At 44.9% G+C, this 16,034-nt stretch carries 15 protein-coding genes; all 15 read left to right on the top strand.

What is annotated here, in order from left to right; translation table 11 throughout:
- The first annotated feature begins 11 nt into the window (after window positions 1–11).
- The 15 genes from GCWU000182_RS02150 to GCWU000182_RS02080 all read left to right on the top strand — a co-directional run bounded on the left by GCWU000182_RS02150 (window position 12) and on the right by GCWU000182_RS02080 (window position 16,028).
- Window positions 12–1,241 carry a serine hydroxymethyltransferase gene (locus tag GCWU000182_RS02150; protein ID WP_023391096.1) on the top strand — a complete coding sequence of 410 codons (1,230 nt, stop codon included), beginning with the start codon at window positions 12–14 and terminating at the stop codon, window positions 1,239–1,241.
- 30 nt (window positions 1,242–1,271) lie between these two features.
- Complete coding sequence (gene upp / locus GCWU000182_RS02145; protein WP_023391095.1) at window positions 1,272–1,910, top strand: uracil phosphoribosyltransferase; 639 nt, start codon at window positions 1,272–1,274, stop codon at window positions 1,908–1,910.
- Window positions 1,911–2,074: 164 nt separating this feature from the next.
- Entirely contained in the window at window positions 2,075–3,250 is a 1,176-nt protein-coding gene (locus GCWU000182_RS02140; RefSeq protein WP_023391094.1) for an ATP-grasp domain-containing protein, read from the top strand.
- Window positions 3,251–3,253: 3 nt separating this feature from the next.
- Window positions 3,254–3,994, top strand: a complete 741-nt coding sequence (locus GCWU000182_RS02135) for an esterase family protein (RefSeq protein ID WP_023391093.1) — start codon at window positions 3,254–3,256, stop codon at window positions 3,992–3,994.
- A gap of 297 nt (window positions 3,995–4,291) precedes the next feature.
- Window positions 4,292–5,176, top strand: coding sequence for an ROK family protein (locus GCWU000182_RS02130; RefSeq protein ID WP_023391092.1), 885 nt, complete (start codon window positions 4,292–4,294; stop codon window positions 5,174–5,176).
- A 12-nt stretch (window positions 5,177–5,188) separates the two neighbouring features.
- The gene (locus GCWU000182_RS02125; protein ID WP_023391091.1) at window positions 5,189–6,022 is read left to right on the top strand and encodes a MurR/RpiR family transcriptional regulator; all 834 of its coding nucleotides are present in this window, start codon (window positions 5,189–5,191) and stop codon (window positions 6,020–6,022) included.
- Entirely contained in the window at window positions 6,019–7,317 is a 1,299-nt protein-coding gene (locus tag GCWU000182_RS02120) for an ABC transporter substrate-binding protein (RefSeq protein WP_023391090.1), read from the top strand. Before GCWU000182_RS02125 ends, GCWU000182_RS02120 begins: the two co-directional genes overlap by 4 nt.
- 221 nt (window positions 7,318–7,538) lie before the next feature.
- Entirely contained in the window at window positions 7,539–8,420 is an 882-nt protein-coding gene (locus GCWU000182_RS02115) for a carbohydrate ABC transporter permease (RefSeq protein WP_023391089.1), read from the top strand.
- A gap of 19 nt (window positions 8,421–8,439) precedes the next feature.
- A complete protein-coding gene (locus GCWU000182_RS02110) occupies window positions 8,440–9,273 on the top strand; it encodes a carbohydrate ABC transporter permease (RefSeq protein ID WP_023391088.1) in 834 nt (277 codons plus the stop codon).
- Window positions 9,274–9,281: 8 nt separating this feature from the next.
- The gene (locus tag GCWU000182_RS02105; RefSeq protein WP_023391087.1) at window positions 9,282–9,968 is read left to right on the top strand and encodes an N-acetylmannosamine-6-phosphate 2-epimerase; all 687 of its coding nucleotides are present in this window, start codon (window positions 9,282–9,284) and stop codon (window positions 9,966–9,968) included.
- A 32-nt stretch (window positions 9,969–10,000) separates the two neighbouring features.
- Complete coding sequence (locus GCWU000182_RS02100) at window positions 10,001–10,324, top strand: hypothetical protein (protein WP_023391086.1); 324 nt, start codon at window positions 10,001–10,003, stop codon at window positions 10,322–10,324.
- Between the two features lie 29 nt (window positions 10,325–10,353).
- Complete coding sequence (locus GCWU000182_RS02095; protein WP_023391085.1) at window positions 10,354–10,797, top strand: YhcH/YjgK/YiaL family protein; 444 nt, start codon at window positions 10,354–10,356, stop codon at window positions 10,795–10,797.
- A gap of 17 nt (window positions 10,798–10,814) precedes the next feature.
- On the top strand, window positions 10,815–11,732 hold the full coding sequence (locus tag GCWU000182_RS02090; protein ID WP_023391084.1) for a dihydrodipicolinate synthase family protein: 918 nt from the start codon (window positions 10,815–10,817) through the stop codon (window positions 11,730–11,732).
- A gap of 114 nt (window positions 11,733–11,846) precedes the next feature.
- Window positions 11,847–15,230 carry a sialidase family protein gene (locus tag GCWU000182_RS02085; RefSeq protein WP_023391083.1) on the top strand — a complete coding sequence of 1,128 codons (3,384 nt, stop codon included), beginning with the start codon at window positions 11,847–11,849 and terminating at the stop codon, window positions 15,228–15,230.
- A 150-nt stretch (window positions 15,231–15,380) separates the two neighbouring features.
- Window positions 15,381–16,028: a hypothetical protein gene (locus GCWU000182_RS02080; protein ID WP_023391082.1), complete on the top strand. Its 648-nt coding sequence runs from the start codon at window positions 15,381–15,383 to the stop codon at window positions 16,026–16,028.
- Window positions 16,029–16,034: the final 6 nt, after the last annotated feature.

Below are 16,034 nucleotides of genomic sequence, written 5' to 3'. Positions count from 1 at the left end.
GGAGGTTACCTATGACTGAGAGATTACATGATGCCTTGGTTTTTGATACTATTGAACGTGAAGAACGGCGACAATTAGAAGGAATTGAATTGATTGCCTCAGAAAACTTTGTATCACCTGCAGTCCTTAAGGCACAAGGGAGTGTCTTAACCAACAAGTACGCCGAAGGTTATCCAGGTCGACGCTATTATGGTGGCTGTGAATACATTGACGTCATTGAACAAGCGGCGATAGATCGGGCTAAAGAACTTTTTGGTGCTGAATATGCCAATGTCCAACCCCACTCTGGTTCATCTGCCAACCTTGCTGTTTATCGGGCTTTCCTTAATGTAGGCGATCGTGTCTTGGGTATGGACCTATCACAAGGTGGCCACTTAACACATGGTTCACCCGTCAATTTCTCCGGCCAGTCTTATGAAATGCATGCTTATGGGGTAGACCCCGCCACTGAATTGATTGATTATCAGGCACTGGAAGCCCAAGCTGAAGCTATCAAACCTAAGATGATTATTGCAGGAGCATCTGCCTATTCTCGGACTATCGACTTTGAACGTATTGGTCAAATTGCTAAGAAAGTAGGGGCTATCTACTTCGTGGATATGGCGCACATCGCTGGTTTAGTAGCAGCAGGTCTCCATCCTAATCCAGTACCTTATGCTGATGTGGTAACAACGACTACCCATAAAACTTTGCGAGGTCCTCGTGGTGGCTTGATTTTAGCTAAGGCCCAGTATGCTAAACAACTCAATATGGCCATCTTCCCAGGTATCCAAGGGGGACCGTTGGAGCATGTGGTAGCAGCTAAGGCTGTTGCACTCTTGGAAGCCTTGCAACCAAGTTTCAAGACTTATGCAGCGCAGGTGATTAAGAATGCTCAAGCCATGGTAGAGGTTTTCTTAGACAGCCCTCTACGGGTTGTGTCTGGTGGGACGGATAACCACCTCTTCAATCTTGATGTGACACCACTAGGCGTGACAGGGAAAGAAGCCCAAGAGCGTTTGGATCAGGTAGGGATTACCGTTAACAAGAATTCGATTCCTAACGACAGCCGTTCCTTCATTGATCCAAGTGGTATTCGAATTGGGACATCTGCTATTACGACGCGCGGCATGAAAGAAGCACAAGCTCAAACTGTTGCCCGTCTGATTCTCAAGACTTTAACAGCTTCTGACGACCAATTGCTAGCTATTCGCCAAGAAGTCAAAGATCTCGTTGCTGGCTTACCACTTTATCAAGCTTAATTTGATTGACTCAGAAAAGGAGAGACTAAGATGGCAAAATGCGTCGTAATTAATCACCCGCTAATTCAGCACAAACTAACCATTATTCGTGATAAAAACACTTCTACCAAGGCCTTCCGCGAAGTCACCAATGAAATTTCTATGCTGATGGCCTATGAGATTACACGGGATTTACCAGTAGAAGATGTGGTCATCGAGACGCCATTGGTTGAGACCACTCAGAAGCGGATTGCTGGTAAGAAAATGGCGATTATCCCAATCCTGAGAGCAGGCTTGGGGATGGTCGACGGGATTTTGGACTTAGTGCCTGCTGCACGTGTGGGGCATATTGGTCTCTATCGTGACCACGAAACCTTAGAGCCAATTGAGTACTTTGCTAAGTTGCCGCAAGATATTCAAGAACGTCGCGTCTTTGTTGTGGATCCAATGTTAGCGACAGGTGGTTCAGCGATTGCTGCGCTAGACCTTCTGATGAAAAAGTATGGCGTCAAGCCAGAAAATATCACCTTTTCTTGTTTAGTTGCTGCACCAGAAGGGGTGGCAGCTTTACAGGCGGCGCATCCAGATGTGGATATCTATATGGCGGCGCTAGATGAACGTCTCAATGAGCACGGCTATATCTTGCCAGGGCTTGGAGATGCGGGTGACCGTATTTTTGGTACTAAATAAGTAAGAATGGCTAGGGAGGAATTTCCTAGCCTTTTATTGTGCCATTTGTTACGCGTTACGAACATTTGGAGTAAGAAATTGGCCTTTTCTTACTTTAGTACTTGTATTCATTTAAAATACATGATATTCTAATTTATATTTAATGATTATGTTGAGGTGAAACTATGAATTACTTGATGATGTCCCCCCATTTCCCTAAAAACCTCCAGAATTTCGCGATTCGACTCAAAGAGCGTGGTGTGAATGTCTTGGGGATTGGAACAGAGCCCTATGACTGGCTCTCACCAGAATTACGTGAAAACCTCACTGAATATTACCGTGTTGATGATATGGAAAACCTTGATGAAGTGAAGCGTGCAGTAGCCTTCTTAATTTATAAACACGGCCCAATTGATCGCTTGGAATCTAACAATGAGTACTGGTTAGAGTTAGATGCTGCCTTACGTGAGCAATTCAACGTACCTGGGGTTAAGCCTCGTGATTTAGAAAAAACCAAGTACAAGTCAAAAATGAAGAAATTATTTGAGAAAGCTGGCGTTCCAGTGGTGCCAGGTTATCTAATCAAGAATGAGAGTCAGCTCAATAAAGCCTTGAAAGAGACCGGCCTGCCTGCAGTAGCGAAACCTGACCGTGGGGTAGGGACGGCAGCAACCTATAGACTTGAGACCAAAGAAGATGTCGCAACTTTCTTGTCCGAGTGGGACCAATCCGTACCTTATTTTGTGGAACCTTATGTCTTGGATGCGGAGCTCTGTACATTTGACGGTTTAGTTGATGAAAATGGCAAGATTGTTTTTTCAACAAGTTTTGTTTATTCCTTGCCAACCTTAGAACTGATTGAGGGCCAGTGTGATTACACCAACATTGTCCAAAAGGATGTAGAGCCTAAGTTGGCTGAATACGGCCAGGCAGCAGTTAAGGCCTTTGGGATGAAGGAACGCTTCTTCCATATCGAATTCTTCCGTCGTAAAAAGGGAGACTATGTAGCCATCGAATATAATAACCGCTTAGCTGGAGGCTATACAATCGATCTCTATAACTATGCTTATGGTTGTGACCTCTACGCTATCTATGCCGATATCGTAACTAGAAGGTTAGAAGAAACACCAAGCTATGATCGACATTATGGGGTGGGCATCTCACGCCGTGATGAGTTATCATACGCGCACAATGTTGATGAGATTCGGGCAAGATACGGTGACCGTGTCAAAATGGTTGATCGCTTGCCAGATGCTTTTTCAGCCATTATGGGGAATGAGTTTCTAGTTGTTCTTGCGGATACCCAAGAAGAAGTGGAAGAAGTAAGTCAATATGTACACAAGAAACAAGGAGGACAATAATAAATGCACGTAGAATGGTTAAGTCACTGGAGTGGTCAACTCAATCGCGAAATGCCTCTCAATCGTTATGGTCATGCCGGACTACCGATTGTGGTCTTCCCGTCATCTGGCGGAACCCATAATGAATATGCCGACTTTGGCATGATTGATGCCTGTCGAGACTCTATTGAAGCAGGTCGCGTCCAATTTTTCACCTTAGCTAGTGTTGACAGTGAAAGTTGGTTGGCCGACTGGAAAAACCCACACGATCGTGCAGAAATGCATCGGGCTTATGAGCGTTATGTCATTAGCGAAGCTATTCCTTTTATTAAGCATAAGACGGGCTGGTTTGATCCAATGATGACGACGGGTTGCAGTATGGGGGCCTACCATGCGCTCAACTTCTTCCTCCAACATCCAGATGTTTTCCGCGGGGTGATTGCCTTAAGTGGGGTCTATGATGCACGTTTCTTTGTAGGGGAATATGGCGATGATGAGGCAATCTATTCTAATTCGCCAAGTGATTATGTCTTCAACCAACATGATCCTTGGTTCCTTGATCAATACCGTCAATCCAATATTATTGTCTGTACCGGGCATGGGCCTTGGGAGCATGATGGTTTACCATCCTTCTATAAGGTGAAAGAAGCCTTAGAAATGAAGGGAGTACCTGCTTGGTTCGACGAGTGGGGTGGCGATGTAGCACATGACTGGCCATGGTGGCGCGTGCAAATGCCATATTTCTTGAGTCGTTTAGGCTTATAAGGTAGATGAGGCTAGGAGTCTTTCCTAGTCTTTTTATGTGCATTTAAATCTTACAATAGCTTGTCTGATCGTCTGATTTTGGAAAGGAAGATAAAATAGCTAGAAGGAAAGGTGTAAATCAATGAAAAATAGATGACGCTTTCATGTAAATGCCATAGAAGCAAGGATTAAAAATGAAGCTAATAGAAAATCAATCATGAAAATAATTTTCTTCATAAAAACACTTGAAAAATATTTTCTTTGGTGTATAATGAAAGCGTGATCAGTTGAAAGACAGAAAGAGAGGTGACAAATTGGATGAATTACTTGTGCTTTGATATTGGCGGGACCTTCATTAAATATGGTCTCTTCAATGAAAAGGGGGAAGCGCTAGGCCAGACTCAGAAGGTCAAAACCAGCGTTGACCAGTATTCTAACCAGATATTGCAACAAGTTCTTTCGATTACAAAGCAGGTTCAATCCCAGGAAAGCCTATCGGGCGTGGCGATTTCAACTGCTGGAGTGGTTGATTCTCGTGACGGGTCTATACGATTTGCAGGGCCCACTATCCCAGGTTATACGGGGACGCCACTGAAAGCTGAAGTGGAAGCGCTCACTGGTCTGCCTTGCTATGTGGTAAATGATGTGAACGCAGCTTGTTTGGGTGAATACTGGCAAGCCAGTCGAACAGGCCAGCCACCTAAGTCCATGATATGTTTTACGATTGGTACAGGTGTAGGGGGAGCCATTGTTTTAGATGGACAACTGCTAACCGGTGTGAGCGACATGGCCGGAGAGGTTGGCTACTTGCCTATTGGCAAAGCAGCCTTTCAGGAATTAGCCTCAACAACTGCGTTGTTAGAACAGGCGGCTCAAGCGACAGGTGAAAATCTCAGTGGGGAAGCCTTCTTTGACCGCTTGGAAGCAACTGGAGATCCAGTCTTAAGCCAAGTACTCGACCAATTTCTAAATCATTTAGCCACCGGACTTTTATCAGCGATTTATCTACTGAATCCAGAAGTCCTTGTCCTAGGGGGAGGAATTCTAGCACGTGCTGATCTCATTATGCCACGTCTAATGGCAATCTTGGACCAACGTGTGATTGATCCTCGCTTCCTCACAACAGAGATTCGACCAGCCCAGTCAGGTAACGATGCTGGGATGTTAGGTGCGCTATCTCAACTCATTAAGCTAACTCAATAAGGATGTGATCCCATGGGAGTATTAGAGCGAATTGAAGCCAACTTCGTTCATCTATCACCAAAGGAACAGCTCCTTGCAACCTATATTATGCAAGAAAGTCCCTACTTTACTAACATTACCATTAGCGAGATGGCCAAAGAAACAGGTGTTTCAGCCGCAACCATTACACGCTTTTGTCGTAAAGTAGGTTGTGAGAGCTTTGTTGATTTGAAAATTCAACTGCAAGCCAGTGAAGGGGAGTCGGCAAGCAATCACCAAAATCATGATATGTTCGATACGGTTAGCGAATTCTATAACCGTATCATTCAACGAACATCAGAATTACAATCAGAATATCAGCTCCGCCAGCTAATTCAAGTCCTCTCTCAAGCCAACCGAATCATGGTTTATGGGATGGGGTCCTCAGGGCTAACGGCTCGGGAATTGGCTATTCGCCTGTCACGTATGGGCCTGCCAGCAACGAGTGAGACGGACTCGCATATGATGATTATCTCCAGTACGGTGACACGTTCTAGTGACGTGGTAATTGCCATTAGTAATTCTGGTGAAACAAAGGATGTGATTGATGCTTTAGGCAATGCCAAGCAAAATGGCGCCATTTTGGTAGCTATAACTAGCATGAAGGGAAGTAGTTTGGCTAAGTTGGCCGATGAGACCCTTCTGGTACACAATAGCCGGTTTGTTAATAGTGAGTTTTTCGTCAATACTCAGTTACCGATTTTCTTTCTCATCGACGCCATAACGCTAATGATGCTAGAAAATCCTGTCTTCAGTCAAAATATGCAGAAGACGATTCAAGAAATTACATCTATCAACCAAAAATTACAAATGGGGGAATCAACATGAAATTATCAAAAGTTTTTGCAGCTGCCTTATCTTGTGGAATTTTATTAAACACAGTTGTGACAGCGGTACCATCCGATGTGCGTGCTGAAGAGACAGTAACCATTAAATACTGGAACTTCCCTAACTTTACCAGTGACTCAGAATTCAAGACTTCTGAAGAATACGATGCAGCCTTGATCAAAGCCTTTGAAGCTAAGAACCCAGGCATCAAAGTTGAATATCAAAAGATCGACTTCACAGACGGTCCAGCTAAAATTGAAACAGCTATCCAATCTAAGACCAACCCTGACGTAATCTATGATGCACCAGGTCGTGTCATCGACTGGGCAAGCAAGGGTTATTTGGCACCATTCAAAGACGTTGACACTTCAAAATTAAATGAATCAGCTGTTAAGGCTAGCTCCTTCGAAGACGAATTGTATCTCTATCCACAAGGGATTGCACCATTCTTGATGGCAGTTAACACTAAGTTGACTGACAAGTTAGGTGTGACAGACCTCTTGCCATTCGAAAAAGAAGGCCGTAACTGGACTCCTGAAGAATTCCAAAAATTCTTAGAAGCAGTTCATGAGAAAGACAAAGATCTAATTCCAACCGTGGTTTACGCTAAGTCTGCAGCTGGTGACCAAGGTCCACGTGCCTTTGTATCTAACCTATACGGTTCTTGGATTACGAACGATGAAGTAAATAAATACACTATCAATGATGAAAATGGGGTAAAAGCCCTTCAATGGATTCGCGAACAAGCACCTAAAGGCATTATTGGCCAAGGCGCAGCCTTAGAAGCAAAGGATGCTTTGGAATACTTCAAGTCTGGTAAGTCTCCATTAAGCATCTTAGCAAGTCCAGGTCTTTACGCACAATGGAAATCAGTAGAAGATTTAAATGTTCGCTTCTTACCATTCCCTAATGCTAACAAATCACCTAAGTATGAATACTTAGTAGCTGGTCCTGCAGTTTTCGATAACGGTGACGACAAGAAGATTGAAGCCGCTCAAAAATTTGTAGACTTCATGATCAACGACCCAGAATGGGGAACTCGCACCTTGAAAGCAACTGGTAACTTCTCTGCTCAAAAAGGCGTGAAAGGCCTCTATGACAACGAAGAGCTGAAATTTGCTGAAGGTTTGTCAGATCACTTCGGTGCTTACTACAACACCATTCCAGGTTACGCTAAAATGCGTCCACTTTGGTTCCCAATGCTCCAAGGGGTATTGTCTGGCCAAGGTGATGTAAAAGAATTAGTGGACAGCTACGTAGAACAAGCGCAAGCAACCTACGAAGAAGCAAAATAAGCCACACTATAATCTGAATTCAGAGAGTGCTTGATTTACTGGGACAAATCTAGCGCTACCCGGACCAGGTTCTCGCGTGCGACTAATATAAACATCCTACTCCCAAGCGCCCAATATTTTGGACTAGCGGGAGTTTGGGAGTAGTCGTTTATAGTGATCGCGACCTAGGGTAGCCGATTTGTCCCTTTTATTATGAATTATTCTCTCGAAAGGAGATCTCTATGTTAGCCAAATTAAGAAGAAAGTATGACTTTAGCGCCTATCTTTTCATTGCACCTGCTATGGCCTTCTTCCTGACTTTCGTACTCTATCCAATGTTACGCGGGATTTACATGTCCTTGCTCAAGTATAGAGGGCGTAGAGTTAGCTTTGTAGGCTTAGACAACTACACTAAGCTCTTAGGCGATCAGACTTTTATCAAGTCCTTAAGTAACACTATTTTTATCGTAGCGATTGCAGTGCCAATCGTAGTAGTCCTATCACTCTTCATCGCCATCAACATCTATAACAAATCAGCACATGTACGGAGCTTCTTCCGTGGCGTTTTCTACTTGCCAGCTGTATCCTCAGTTGTTTCGATTACAGTGGTATGGTTGTGGATTTATAACCCTGACTTTGGGATTCTCAACTATATTCTTAAATCCATGCATGTCATTGAAGGGAATGTCCAATGGTTAGGGAATGCCTCTACTGCTATTTATGCAGTCATTGCCGTTCTGATTACGACCAGTATTGGTCAGCCAATTATTCTCTATATTGCAGCTTTAGGGAACGTTCCTGTGGAACTGCTCGAGTCTGCAAAGATTGACGGTGCCAACAACTGGACCATCTTCAAAAATATTATTTGGCCTTTGATTATGCCAACGACCCTTTATATCGTGGTGACAACCACCATCAACAGTTTCCAAATCTTTGCCTTAATCCAATTGATGACTTCTGGTGGTCCTAACTATGCAACAAGCACCATCATGTACCAAGTCTACGAGATGGGGATTAAGCAGCAATCCTTTGGCCAAGCCTCTGCATGGGGTGTTGTGCTAGCCTTGATTATTGCTTTAATCTCGGCTGTTCAATACAAATACTTCAACCGCGATATTGATTAGGAAGAGGTGACGATTTAACATGGAATTCAAAAAATTCGGTCTCTACAACATTATTTCCTTCACATTGTTGGCATTCTTGACCATTTTCTTCATCTTCCCATTCTATTGGATTGCAACAGGTGCCTTTAAGGTTCAAGACGTCGCCATTGCCATCCCGCCAGAATGGTTCCCGATGAGCCCAACTTTAGATAACTTCAAATCACTCCTAGTGCCGTTGACTGCACGTTGGTTCTTCAACTCTGTATTCGTTTCAGTGGTAACAACCATCTTGGTCTGCACGACTGCTTCCTTAGCAGGCTATGCCTTAGCTAAGAAACGTTTCCCAGGCGCTGGCTTACTCTTTGCCGTATTTATCGCGGCCATGGCCTTGCCAAAACAAGTTATCTTGATTCCTTTGCTTCAATTGATTACGGATCTTAAACTCATGGATACCTACCGCGCCTTGATTTTGCCGGCTGTCGGTTGGCCCTTCGGGATCTTTCTCATGAAGCAATTCTCCCACTCTGTACCTGATTCTCTCTTAGAATCTGCAGACATTGACGGATGTGGTGAAATCAAGAAATTCGTCAATATCGTCTTACCAATTGTTAAACCAGGTATTGGTGCCTTGGCTATCTTCACCTTCATTTCCTCTTGGAATGACTATTTCTCTCAATTGGTATTCACTAACTCAGAAACAATGAAGACTTTGCCTTTAGGTTTGGCGTCTATGGCTCAATCTGCTGAGTTCTCACTTAACTATGGGGTCCTCATGGCTGGCGCGCTCTTGGCTTCCTTGCCAATGATTATTGTCTTCCTGATGTTCCAAAGCTTCTTTGCCCAAGGTATTACGGTCGGGGCGGTGAAAGGATAGTGAGCAAAATGCATCCAACGATTGAACGATTAAAAGGAAAACTAATTATTTCCTGTCAGGCTTTACCTGGCGAACCGCTCTACCGAGAAGAAGGTGGGGTCATGGTTCTCATGGCCAAAGCAGCTATTGAAGCTGGAGCCGTCGGTATCCGGGCTCAAGGGGTTACAGATATTGCCCAGATTAAGGAAGCCTTTGATGTGCCAGTGATTGGGATTATTAAACGAGCTTATCCAGGCTATGGTTCCTACATTACCGCCACCATGCAAGAAGTGGATGAGTTAGTAGCAGTTGGTTCTGATATTATTGCCCTAGATGCTACCTTACGTGAGCGAGCTGGGGAGACTTTGGATGAGTTCATCGCTCAAATCAAAGCCAAATACCCTAATCAACTGCTGATGGCCGATATTTCCACTTTGGAAGAGGGACTGAATGCTGAACGCCTAGGTTTTGACTTGATTGGGACCACAATGAATGGTTATACGCCGTATACGGAAGGCCAAACCACTGGCCCTAACTTTGAGCTAATGAAAGCCTTAGTGGAACAAACCCATACTCCAATCGTGGCTGAAGGTAAGATTCATACACCAGAAGACCTAGCGACAGCTTTCGCCCAAGGGATTCACACAGCTGTTGTAGGTGGCGCTATTACACGACCACTAGAAATTGCTAAACGCTTCGTTAGCGTAGTAAACTAAAGAAAAGCGAGAAAGAGAAAGGAGGGCCTGATATGACCCTGGAGCAACTGATTATTGGCTGGTTCTTCTATGGAATCTTCTTCATGGGCTTGTCAGTCTTGGCAACCTACCTGATTAACCGAGTAGCCAAGCGTTACTATACTGCGCCACTCATAATCAATGCGGTAGCCATTATTATTCTCATGGGAATGGTCGCCTTAAAACAATTTACGGCAGACATGTTCCTACAGAATTACCTCTTTACCTATATGCCAATTGTAGCGGCTAGTGTTACCTATAATCTGGTACTCTTTCTCATTCGACGCGGGCGACCCCTACACGATCCTCGCGAAGAAGCCTTAGATACCGATAAATAAACTGTTGTTGGCAAAGAGGAGGTGAAAAGATGATTGTAGATCAATTACAAGGTCTTCAAGCATACAGCGATCGTATTCCCCACATTAAAGCAGCACTCGATACATTCAATGGCTTAGCTCAAGAAGCTATCGGCCGTTATGATTTCGAGGGTGGCTACTTCTTCATTCAAGATGGAGAGCTGGGTGCGGTTGATGCATCGCATTATGAGGCCCATCGGAAATGGTTAGATATCCATGTGCCGCTAGAAGGACATGAATATCTCATTGTGGCCCCGACATGTCAGCTGAATGAAGTCACCGCCTACGATGCCGAAAAGGACATTGCCTTTTTAGACGGTCCAATCCAAACCATTGTTAAACTCTACCCTGGACAAGCCTGTGTGGTTTTTCCAGAAGATGCTCATAAGCCTGCCCGTCATTTAGGTCAGGCCAGCACCTATAAAAAGTTAGTCATAAAATTACCGGTTGCATAACCAAAGGAGTCTTAAACGTGTCAAAATTCGATAAGTACAAAGGAATTATCCCAGCCTTCTATGCCTGCTATGACGATGAAGGCAATATCAGTCCAGAACGCACCCAAGCACTTGCCAAACATTATCTAGAAGTAGGGGTCAAAGGTCTCTACGTTGGCGGTTCATCTGGCGAATGTATCTACCAAAATGTGGAAGAGCGCAAACAAGTTTTAGAAAATGTCATGAAGGCAGTTGGTGGCAAGATGACCATCATTGCCCACGTCGCGGCTACCTCTACACGTGATTCAGTTGACTTAGCTAAGCATGCGGAAAGCCTAGGGGTAGATGCCTTAGCGGCGATTCCACCAATTTACTTCCGCCTACCAGAACATTCAATCAAGGATTACTGGAATGCTATGATTGATGCCACAGAGCTTGACTTCATCATTTACAACATTCCGCAACTATCAGGTTATGCCTTGACTCCTAGCATGTTCAAGTCCATGTTGGAAAATCCTAAAGTGATTGGGGTTAAGAACTCTTCTATGCCAGTTCAAGACTTAATCACTTGGAAATTGACGGCTGGTGATCGTGAAGTCGTTGTCTTCAACGGTCCAGACGAGCAATTCATTGGTGGTCGTGTTATGGGGGCTGACGGGGGGATTGGTGGTACCTATGGGGTAATGCCAGAACTCTTCTTAGCAGCTAATGCAGCCCTAGAAGCAGGCGATTTAGCCCTAGCCTTCACTATCCAAGGCCGCATTGATGAAATCATCTTCACCTTGGTCAGTGGTAAAGCTAACCTCTATGCCGTACAGAAAGAAATCCTCAAGCGCGAAGGCCTCAACTGTGGTTCTGTTCGTCCACCATTAACGGGTGTTGGGCCAGAAGACCTAGCTGTTGTTGACAAGGCGCACGCCATGATCCAAGCCGCTCGGGCGGAATTTGTTAAATAATCACTCACACTATGCAAGACCTGACTACTAGGGAGCTAGTTTTATGCTAGCTACCCTGGTAGCCAGATTTTGTCGTATCAGCAACCCAAAATCCCTATAATTTGGAGGCTTAACATGAGTAAACAAGCAAAACATCTTTTTGATCGCCGGTCTCGCTTCGCCATTCGTAAATTAGCGACGGGAGTCTTCTCAGTTGTCATTGGACATGTCCTCTTTTTATCACCTCAAACGACTGTTGCGGCTCAAGAAATCCCTCAAGCAAGTACAACGGAGTCCATTAGTCAACCTGAAAATGTAAACGTTTCCGAAAAAGTGAATGAGCTTTCTGAAACTAGCAAGCCTGAAGAAGTCCCAGCGACTGATGCAAGCTCCCCCAAAGCAGAGGAAGAAAGCTCGGTCTCAAGTTCTGAAAAAACCGAAGAATCCAGCCAACCTCAACGTGATGAAATCGTGCGAGAAGTGGGGCGTGAAAACCAAGTGTTAGAACAAAATGATGTCGCAACCAATCAAGAAAATAATCAACGGGTGGATTTAAGTCAGCATCTTGAAAGTCTGAAAAAATTGACTAATGCCACCATTCATATGGAATTCAAACCAAGTGAGAAGGCCCCGCAATTCTATAATCTATTTTCTGCTTCGAGTAATAAATTTGTAAATGAATATTTCACCCTTGCCGTTCATAATGGGACTGCCTTGGTGGAAGCTCGTGGTCGCCAAGGTGAGCAGTTTTATGGAAGCTATAGTGATGCGCCCCTTAAAGTGACGCCAGGCCAATGGAATTCAGTGACTTTTACAGTGGAACGTCCAGATCCTAACAAAGAAACAGGACAAGTTCGCCTCTATGTCAATGGGGTCTTGTCACGAACTAGCCCAGTATCAGGTAAATTTCTAAGTGATATGCCTGATTTGACAGATCTACAAATTGGTAAGACACGTAGAGGGAATGACCTACGTTGGGGTAGTGATTTGACAGTCCGTAACTTATCCATTTACAATCGCGCCTTATCACAAGAAGAGGTGGGGGAACGTAGCCAGCTATTCAAGCGTCAACCTTTACAGTTAGAGCCAGCACCGGGAGCAGAGATTTCGGATAAAAAGGATGTCTTCGAGAGTGGTCACAGTGGCCAACCGAATGCTGACGGCATTGCCAGCTATCGTATTCCTGCTTTGCTTAAGACTGATAAGGGGACTTTAATTGCTGCTGCTGACGAACGACGACTTCACGCTTCTGACTGGGGCGATATCGGGATGGTGGTACGACGTAGCGAGGACGGCGGTAAGACCTGGGGTGACCGCATCCATATTGCTAACCTACGCGATAATCCTAATCCTGAACGAGCAGACCAAGCCTCTCCTGTGACAATCGACCAAGTGCTGGTTCAAGATCCAAAAACGAAACGCATTTTCTCAATTTATGATATGTTCCCAGAAGGCCGAGGCATCTTCGGCATGTCTGAGCAAAAGGAAACCATGTATCAGACCATTGATGGTAAGACCTATCAAGTGCTTTATCGTGAAGGGGAGCAGGGGCTCTACACCATTCGGGAACACGGTCATGTCTATGCTCCCGATGGGACTAAGACTGACTATCGAGTAGTAGTAGAGCCAGTTAAACCAAAATATGAGGATAAAGGTGATCTCTACCAAGGGGAAAATCTCCTAAGTAATGTCTACTTCACCAGCAATAAGACCTCACCTTTCCGAGTAGCCAAAGACAACTATCTCTGGTTATCATACAGTGATGATGATGGTAAGACTTGGTCAGCACCGCGAGATATTACGCCAATGGTCAAAGCCGATTGGATGAAATTCTTGGGTGTAGGACCTGGGACGGGAACAGTACTTCGAACTGGTCCCCATGCTGGTCGCATTATCGTGCCAACCTATTCAACTAACTTTGTCTCCCACCTCAGTGGCTCTCAATCTTCTCGAGTCATCTATTCTGATGATCATGGGGAAACCTGGCACATGGGAGAGGCGGTCAATGATAATTTGCCAATTGAAGACGGCACCTTACATTCAAGCACTATGGATGATTACTGGTATCAAAATACAGAAGCTTCAGCCGTTCAACTTGATAATGGACAGGTGAAACTCTTCATGCGTGGCTTATTTGGCCAGTTGCAAGTGGCGACCAGCTATGATGGCGGTCAGACCTGGGCCAAACAATTGGATTACTATCAAGATGTGCATGATTCATATGTTCAATTAGCGGCCATTTCGACCCACCATCAAGGACAAGAGTATATTGTCCTCTCTAATGCTAATGGGGAAGGGAATTCTCGAAGTGAAGGGACTATTCGTTTAGCTCGTGTAGAATCGGATGGGAGCTTAACCTGGTTGCACCATCGTTTGATTCAGCCAGGGTCCTATGCCTACAACTCACTTCAAGAGGTGTCGCCAGGTGTTTATGGGATTCTCTATGAACACAAGGAAGGGACTCAAAATGACTTTACCCTATCCTACAAGACAGTTAATTGGGACTTTATTACCAAAGATCCAGTTCAAGCCAACGAAGTCAAGGCTTTGAATAGCGAGCACTATGATAGCAAGATTTTTGCAGTGAATTTTGACCACGAAGTGCTAGTGAATGATTGGCCAGTTTTGACCTTATCAAACGGTAAGACGGCGCGATTCTACACACAACTATCTAGCAAAACCCTACTCTTTAGTGCCGAAACAGTGCATGACAAGGTAAGTGTGACGGGGTTAGAGTCTGGCCATATTGAAAGTTTGCATGGTCTACCAGTCAAGGTTGAAGGTGTTACCTTGCCGATTAGTCCTGCAGACCCCGTGACGCCAGAACCTGACCATCCAACTGATCCTGTGGCGCCTGAGCCAGATAAACCAACTAATCCGTCAGACGCTGATGTGACAGTACCACTCTATCGTAGCCAAGGAGTAAATGTTACCTACAACCCAGATGGTACTGTAACTTTTGAAGATAATGACAAGGATACGGGGGTTAGTGTCACCATCCCACCAGAAGGTTTAGGCAAGCAAGTAGTGTCTTTACATGTGGGACGGGTTAAGGTGCCTGGTTTACCTGACAATGTCTTGGTCTACGAGATTCATTTCCAAGATAAGATGGGCCAAGGCGTTCAAATCCAACGACCAGCCCAAGTAGCCATTCCAGTAGATGGGACGGTAGCCAAGGCTTATCATTTAGATGATCAAGGTAAGCCAGGACAAGCAGTGGATTTCCGTATGTCAGAAGATGGACGCAAGGTTATTTTGACTGCGCCTCACTTCTCACTCTATGCGGTTGAGGTTGGATCAAAGCAAGCAGATAGAAACCAAACAAGTCAACCTCAACAAACACCAGCTGAACCTGGTTTGGCATCTACTAGTCAGAGCCCTACAGGCAATGCTAATGAGGCAAAACATGGGCAATTACCAGCTGCTGGGGAAGCAAGTAACTTCTTCTTTAGTGCTGCAACACTCTGCCTCTTAGCTGGTTTAGGACTTGCAAGCTACAAGCCAAAAGAAACTGAATAATCTTGATAGCTCGGGGGTAGGCTCACCCTTTGGAGCATAACGAATTAAAGACACGACCTTTCTCCTTTGGTCGTGTCTTTTGTAATTTTGAAGCGCCAAGCTAGGGGGACTAAGTCATAATTTGATATAATAGGGTAAAAGGGGAGTGAAATGATGAAGTGGGTACAGTCGCTGACAGACTATCTGACTTATCAAGGTCAGCACTATCGTAATCCGGCTAAACTAGATAATCCAATAGAAATTGAGGACATGGAAAACCTCAAAAGAAGTGGCCAAGCGGCCCGGCAGGCTTTTTCGAAATTGGCGACTGCCTTTGGGCAAGCTTTTCCAGATTGGACTCAGGGGCGAGTAAGTGCCTGGATGAATCAAGCTCAAGTGGCTCGACCTCATTTTTGGGTCTATTATTTTCCGCCCGAAAATCGCTCGGCTAGTCCAAGCTTTGCCCTGCGGTTAGTTTCGGATCAAGGGGCGCTTACCGTCTGCTTGGAGTTAAGTTTTATTGAACGAAGTCGCCAAGAGCAGACGCTAGCCCAACAGGCGCGAATCTTAGAAGTACCAGCACCACAAGATGCCTATTATTGGGTTCAGGACTCGGATAAGCAAACACGACGCATGACCACAAGTGAAGATCACCGGCAAGAGCTGGTACAAGCCTATGAGGCCGGGCAGGTACGAAAGGTGCTATTGCGTCAAGATATGCAGCCATTGTCGGACTATAGCGACTTAGAAGATTTGGTTGAGGACTTAGTTAAGGCAGTAGCTGGCTTTTGGCCCCTTTACCAAGTGACTCAAAGCTAGGAAAGG

This window comes from Abiotrophia defectiva ATCC 49176 (assembly GCF_000160075.2).
In the GTDB taxonomy this organism is placed as follows: domain Bacteria; phylum Bacillota; class Bacilli; order Lactobacillales; family Aerococcaceae; genus Abiotrophia; species Abiotrophia defectiva.
This window is presented reverse-complemented; position numbering and strand designations above follow the sequence as displayed.